Origin of the sequence: Aeromicrobium sp. Leaf272 (assembly GCF_001422865.1) — a bacterium.
GTDB lineage: Bacteria > Actinomycetota > Actinomycetes > Propionibacteriales > Nocardioidaceae > Aeromicrobium.
Genome location: NZ_LMMY01000011.1, coordinates 137,494 through 143,016, shown reverse-complemented (window position 1 = coordinate 143,016; position 5,523 = coordinate 137,494). Strand labels below are relative to the sequence as shown.

Annotated in this window: 5 protein-coding genes and 2 pseudogenes; all 7 read left to right on the top strand. The window is 71.0% G+C overall.

All coding sequences use genetic code 11. The features are described 5' to 3' along the window. Positions 1–422: class II aldolase/adducin family protein (locus ASF38_RS07785; protein ID WP_235497504.1), on the top strand; the 422-nt coding region annotated here is incomplete at its 5' end. 19 nt (positions 423–441) lie between these two features. After that, positions 442–602, top strand: a pseudogene (locus tag ASF38_RS19135) (L-arabinose isomerase); the annotation flags it as partial. 3 nt (positions 603–605) lie between these two features. Then, positions 606–1,886, top strand: a pseudogene (gene araA, locus ASF38_RS07780) (L-arabinose isomerase); the annotation flags it as partial. A gap of 197 nt (positions 1,887–2,083) precedes the next feature. Next, positions 2,084–2,554, top strand: a complete 471-nt coding sequence (gene tadA, locus ASF38_RS07775) for a tRNA adenosine(34) deaminase TadA (RefSeq protein WP_255353821.1) — start codon at positions 2,084–2,086, stop codon at positions 2,552–2,554. Positions 2,555–2,861: 307 nt separating this feature from the next. Continuing rightward, entirely contained in the window at positions 2,862–3,998 is a 1,137-nt protein-coding gene (locus ASF38_RS07770) for an ABC transporter substrate-binding protein (RefSeq protein ID WP_056574971.1), read from the top strand. 36 nt (positions 3,999–4,034) lie between these two features. Further along, positions 4,035–4,931: a branched-chain amino acid ABC transporter permease gene (locus tag ASF38_RS07765; protein ID WP_056574969.1), complete on the top strand. Its 897-nt coding sequence runs from the start codon at positions 4,035–4,037 to the stop codon at positions 4,929–4,931. Next, a partial coding sequence (locus ASF38_RS17960; RefSeq protein WP_162237318.1) for a branched-chain amino acid ABC transporter permease occupies positions 4,928–5,523 on the top strand: 596 nt, incomplete at its 3' end. The genes ASF38_RS07765 and ASF38_RS17960, both read left to right, overlap by 4 nt.

The window sequence follows — 5,523 nt, the reverse complement described above, 5'->3', positions numbered from 1 at the left end:
CCGCCGCCCAGGCCTACGTCTACCGGCACATGCCGCACGTCGGGGGCGTGGTGCACACGCACTCCACCTACGCCACGGCGTGGGCGTCGCGGGCCGAGCCGATCCCGTGCGTGCTCACGATGATGGCCGACGAGTTCGGTGGCGACATCCCCGTCGGACCGTTCGCGCTCATCGGTGACGACTCCATCGGCCGCGGCATCGTCGAGACGCTCGAGGGCAGCAGGTCCCCTGCCGTGCTCATGCAGAACCACGGCGTGTTCAGCATCGGCACGGACGCCCGCTCGGCCGTCAAGGCCGCCGTCATGTGCGAGGACGTGGCCCGCACGGTGCACGTGGCCCGCCAGCTGGGCGAGCCCGTCCCCATCGCCGAGCAGCAGGTCACGAGCCTGTTCGACCGCTACCAGAACGTCTACGGGCAATAGCCCTCGAGGGAGATCACGCATGAGCAAGCAGGAGGCCCGTGAGGTCTGGTTCCTCACCGGGAGCCAGTCCCTCTACGGCGACGAGACGTTGGCGCAGGTGGCCGAGCAGTCGCGCGAGGTCGCGGCCATGGTCGACGGTGACGACCGGATCCCCGTCCCGGTGGTCTGGAAGCCCGTGCTNNNCTCATCGGCTGGATGCACACGTTCTCCCCGGCCAAGATGTGGATCCAGGGCCTCGACGCGCTGCAGAAGCCGTTCCTGCACCTGCACACGCAGTGGCACCGCGACATCCCGTGGGCCACGATCGACATGGACTTCATGAACCTCAACCAGGCCGCCCACGGCGACCGGGAGTTCGGCTTCGTCCAGACCCGGCTCGGCGTCGCCCGCAAGACCATCGCCGGCCACGTGAGCGACCCGGCGGTGGGCGAGCGGATCGCCACCTGGGTGCGTGCGGCCACGGCGGCGCGCGACCTGCGGAGCCTGCGGCTCGCCCGCTTCGGCGACAACATGCGCGACGTCGCGGTCACCGAGGGCGACAAGGTCGAGGCGCAGCGCCGCTTCGGCGTCTCGGTCAACACGTTCGGCGTCAACGACCTCGTCGACGTGGTCGACGCCGTCGAGCCGGGTGCCGTCGACAAGGTGGTGGCCGAGTACGAGGACCTCTACGACGTCGCCGCCGACCTGCGCGCCGGTGGCGAGCGGCACCACCTCGTGCGCGACGCCGCCCAGATCGAGGTCGGTCTGCGCCGGTTCCTCGAGGACGGCGGGTACGGCGCGTTCACCACGAACTTCGAGGACCTCGGCGGCCTGCGTCAGCTGCCGGGCATCGCGGTGCAGCGGCTCATGGCCGACGGCTACGGCTTCGGCGGCGAGGGCGACTGGAAGACGTCGGTGCTGGTGCGCACCACCAAGACGATGACGGCCGGGCTGCCCGGCGGCACCTCCTTCATGGAGGACTACACGTACCACCTCGAGCCGGGGAACCAGAAGTCCCTGGGCGCGCACATGCTCGAGGTCTGCCCGACCATCAGCTCGCAGCGGCCGTCGGCCGAGGCGCACCCCCTGAGCATGGGCAACCGCGAGGACCCGGTGCGTCTGCGCTTCGTCGCCGACCCGGGCGAGGCCGTGGTCGTCGGCCTGGCCGACCTGGGCGACCGGTTCCGCCTGACCGCCAACGACGTCACCCTGGTGGCTCCGGACGAGCCGCTGCCGAACCTGCCGGTGGCGTGCGCCGTGTGGCAGGCGCACCCGAACCTGCCCACGGCGGCGGAGGCGTGGCTGATGTCGGGCGGTCCGCACCACACGGTGCTCACCACGGCCGTCGGCATCGAGGCGTTCCAGGACCTCGCGGAGATCCTGCGCACCGAGCTCGTGCACATCGACGCCCACACGACGCCCCACCGGTTCCTGCAGGAGCTGCGCTGGAACGCGGCGTACTACCGCCTGGCCGACGGGATCTGACGCCGGCTGGCACCGGGGCGACGCACGGTTCTGCGTTGCTGCGCGGACGACGCAAGGTTCGGCGTCCGAGCACCCGGGCTCGAAGGATGCTGCGTTCGTGGCGGGATCCCGTCGTCGACGCAGCATCCTTCGGCGTCCAGCACGCGAAGGCAGAATCGTGCGTGCCGGCGCGGCCGGCAGTCTGGGACGATCAGGGGGTGACCGAGCCAGCCGCGTCGTGGGACGACGAGACCGCGATGCGTCGCGCCCTCGAGCTCGCGCGGGATGCGCTCGCGTCGGGTGACGTCCCGGTCGGGGCCGTGGTGCTCGACCCGGACGGTCGTGTGGTGGGGGAGGGCCTCAACACCCGCGAGCGCGACGAGGACCCTCTCGGCCACGCGGAGCTCGTGGCCCTGCGCGCGGCCGCCACGACGCTGGGCACCTGGCGCCTCGACGGCTGCACTCTCGTCGTGACGCTCGAGCCGTGCACCATGTGCGCGGGTGCGGTCGTCTCCTCCCGTGTTGCCCGGCTCGTCCTCGGCGCGTGGGACGACAAGGCGGGAGCCGTCGGCTCCTTGTGGGACGTCGTGCGCGACCGTCGGCTCAACCATCGCCCCGAGGTCGCGTCGGGGCTGCTGGCCGACGAGTCCTCCGCCCTCCTGCGCGACTTCTTCGCCGCCCGCCGCTGACGGATCCACCGGTCGACCGGGGCATCTGCGCCCGGCCGCGCCTCGCCCGTCCTTCGATTCCCATCAGGTGATGGGAACGCCCCACTCCCCATGGAGGACCTTCCATGGGGAGTAGGGGAGAACCCAGGTGAGTCCGCGATCCCCATCAGGTGATGGGAATCGCGAGGCCGGGAGGAGCGGCGGGACGGCCGATGCAAGGACGTCCGACCAATGTCGAGGAAGGTCTTGACATGAGCCAGGTCACATCCATAACGTCATCCGGATAGCGGTACGCGTTCCGCAATACGGAACCTACAGAAGGATGGCCATGACGATCACCCCCCTCGCTCGCCGACTGGCGGCACTGTCCCTGACGCTGGTCACAGCGACAGCCCTCACCGCCTGCGGCTCCTCCGACGGCGCCGGCTCCGACTCCGACGTGAAGATCGGGCTCATCGCCGCCGAGCAGGGCCCGTTCGCCTTCGCCGGCTCGTCCTACCTCAAGGGTGCCGAGCTCGCCGCCGAGCTGGAGGGGGTCGAGCTCGTCGTCGAGGAGGGCTCGGAGGACCCGGCCAAGAGCATCACCGCGTTCAACAAGCTCACCGGCCAGGAGGGTGTCAGCGAGGTCGTCTGCTGCATCTCCAGCGCCGTGGCCGGCGCGATGAAGCCGCTCGCCACGCAGAAGAAGGTGCCGCTGGTCGTCTTCGGCGCCACCACCCCCGACCTGGAGGACCCGCCCTACGTGCTCCGTCCCGCGCTGCTGCCGCAGCAGGGCATCGCGCCGGTCGCGGCCCGGCTCGTCGAGGAGCTCGGCATCGAGAGCGCCGTGCACGTGACCGCCAGCGACAACGACGGCCTGGTCGCGCAGAGCGAGGCCGCCCGCAGCTCGACGGAGGAGGCCGGCGCCGAGGACCTGGGCACGGTCAAGACGCTCGTCGCCGACACCGACTTCAGCGGTGCCGTGACCGAGATCTTGTCCAAGGACGCCGACATGGTGACCGTCTACACGCTCGGCGAGGCCGCGGCCACGATCACCAAGGCCCTGCGCGAGAAGGGCTACGAGGGCGTCATCCTCGCCAACAACGCCGTCGCGACGGGCCCGCTGCTCAAGTCCTTCGGCGAGACCCTGGCCGACACCTACTACTCCGTGGAGTACACGCCGGCGAGCGAGAACGCTTCTGCGCAGGAGTTCACGAAGGCCTACGAGGAGAAGTACGACGAGACGCCGGACCTGTTCGCCTCGCAGGGCTACGTCGCGGTCAAGTACGCCGCCAAGGGCGCGGCCGACGCCGGTGACGGCGCCGACGCCGCTGCCGTCGCGAAGTCGCTGGCCGCCATCTCCGAGCTGGAGTCCCCGTGGGGCCCGCTGACCTTCGAGAACGGGCAGGGCACGAGCGAGGACTTCCAGATCGTGCAGATCGACGACGCCGGCGTCCCGCAGCTCTGGAAGGGCGCGGGCGCGTGATCCACGACCACCACGACCAGGAGAGGAGGCGATGACATGGACGTCCTGGCACAGCAGATCCTGAACGGGCTGGCGCTCGGCTCCGTGTACGCCGTCTTCGGCGTCGGCTTCGGCCTCATGCTCGCCACCCTCGGCGTGCTCAACGCCGCCCACGGGACCTTCGCGACCTGGGGAGCCCTCACGGTGCTCTTCCTCGTCAACGACGCGGGCATCGGCTTCTGGCCGGCGCTCATCGCCGGGGTGCTCGTCTCGGGCCTCCTGGCCGTGGTGGTCGACTTCGTCGCCTTCCAACCCATCCGGCGACGAGGGGGGGACCTGCTGCCGGCGCTCATCACGAGCATCGGTGTGTGGATCTTCCTCCTCGCACTCGCCCGGATGGTCACGGGCGCCACGACGTCGCGCTTCTCGCCCGACGCGGCCCCGAGCGGCTCGATCAGCTTCCTCGGCCTCACCCTGGGGCGCACCCAGCTGGTGAGCCTGGTGGCCGTCGCGGCCGCCGGCATCGGCCTCTACGCCCTGCTGCACCGCACGAAGGTCGGCGCTGCGATGCGGGCCGTGGGCCACTCGCCCATGGCGGCCTCGCTGGGTGGGGTCAACCCCGTGCTCATCGTGGCCACGACCGCCTTCCTCTCCGGAGCGGTGGCCGGCCTGGCCGGCATCACGATGGGTCTCAACACGAGCACCGTGAACTTCATGCTGGGCGAGGCGCTGCTCCTCAAGGGCTTCGCGGCGGTCATCATCGGTGGCTTCGGCGACGTGCGCGGCACGGTGCTCGGCGGGCTGCTGATCGGCGTCGCCGAGGTGCTGACCGCGCAGTACGTGTCGGGCAGCCTGCGCGACGCGGTGACCTTCGGGCTGCTGCTCGCCTTCCTGGTGTTCCGGCCGCGGGGCCTGTTCGGCTCCGCCACCGCGATGCAGACCGTGAGGGCATGATGGGCGGCCTCTGGGACCAGTACCGGACCGTCGTCGAGTTCGCGATGGCCAACGCGCTGTTCGCGCTCGGCAGCTGGATCGCGATGTGGGCGGGCGTGTTCAGCCTCGCCGGCGCCTCGTTCGGCGCGGTCGGCGGCTTCAGCGCCGCGTACCTCGACCTGCACATGGGCGCGGGCATCGTCGTTCAGCTCCTCGTCGGCGCCGGCCTCGGCCTGGCGGTCGCCGCGATCCTGTCGGTGCTCCTGCTCAAGCTGGAGAGCCACTGGATGGCGATGGCCACGGTGGCGCTGGTGCTCATCACCCGCGTCGTGGTGCTCTCGGCCGAGGAGTACACCGGCGGCAGCGTCGGCACGGGCGTGACCCGCAAGATCGACCTGATCACGGTCGTCGTCCTGGTCGCGATCGTCTGCTACGCCCTCGCCCGCCTGCGCCGCTCGCGGTACGGCATGGCCGCCCACGCGGTCCGCGAGGACGCAGCGGTCGCCGCGGCCCTCGGCGTCAACCCGTTCACCGTCCGCGCGGTCGCGTTCGCGGCGAGCGGACTCGTGGCGGGCATGGCCGGGGTGGTGCTGGCGAACCTGCTCCAGTACAT

What these genes read in the sequence shown, in the direction of transcription:
- ASF38_RS07770 (WP_056574971.1), top strand. Translation starts at nt 2,862, where the DNA reads ATGACGATCACCCCCCTCGCTCGCCGACTGGCGGCACTGTCCCTGACG.
- ASF38_RS07765 (WP_056574969.1), top strand. Translation starts at nt 4,035, where the DNA reads ATGGACGTCCTGGCACAGCAGATCCTGAACGGGCTGGCGCTCGGCTCC.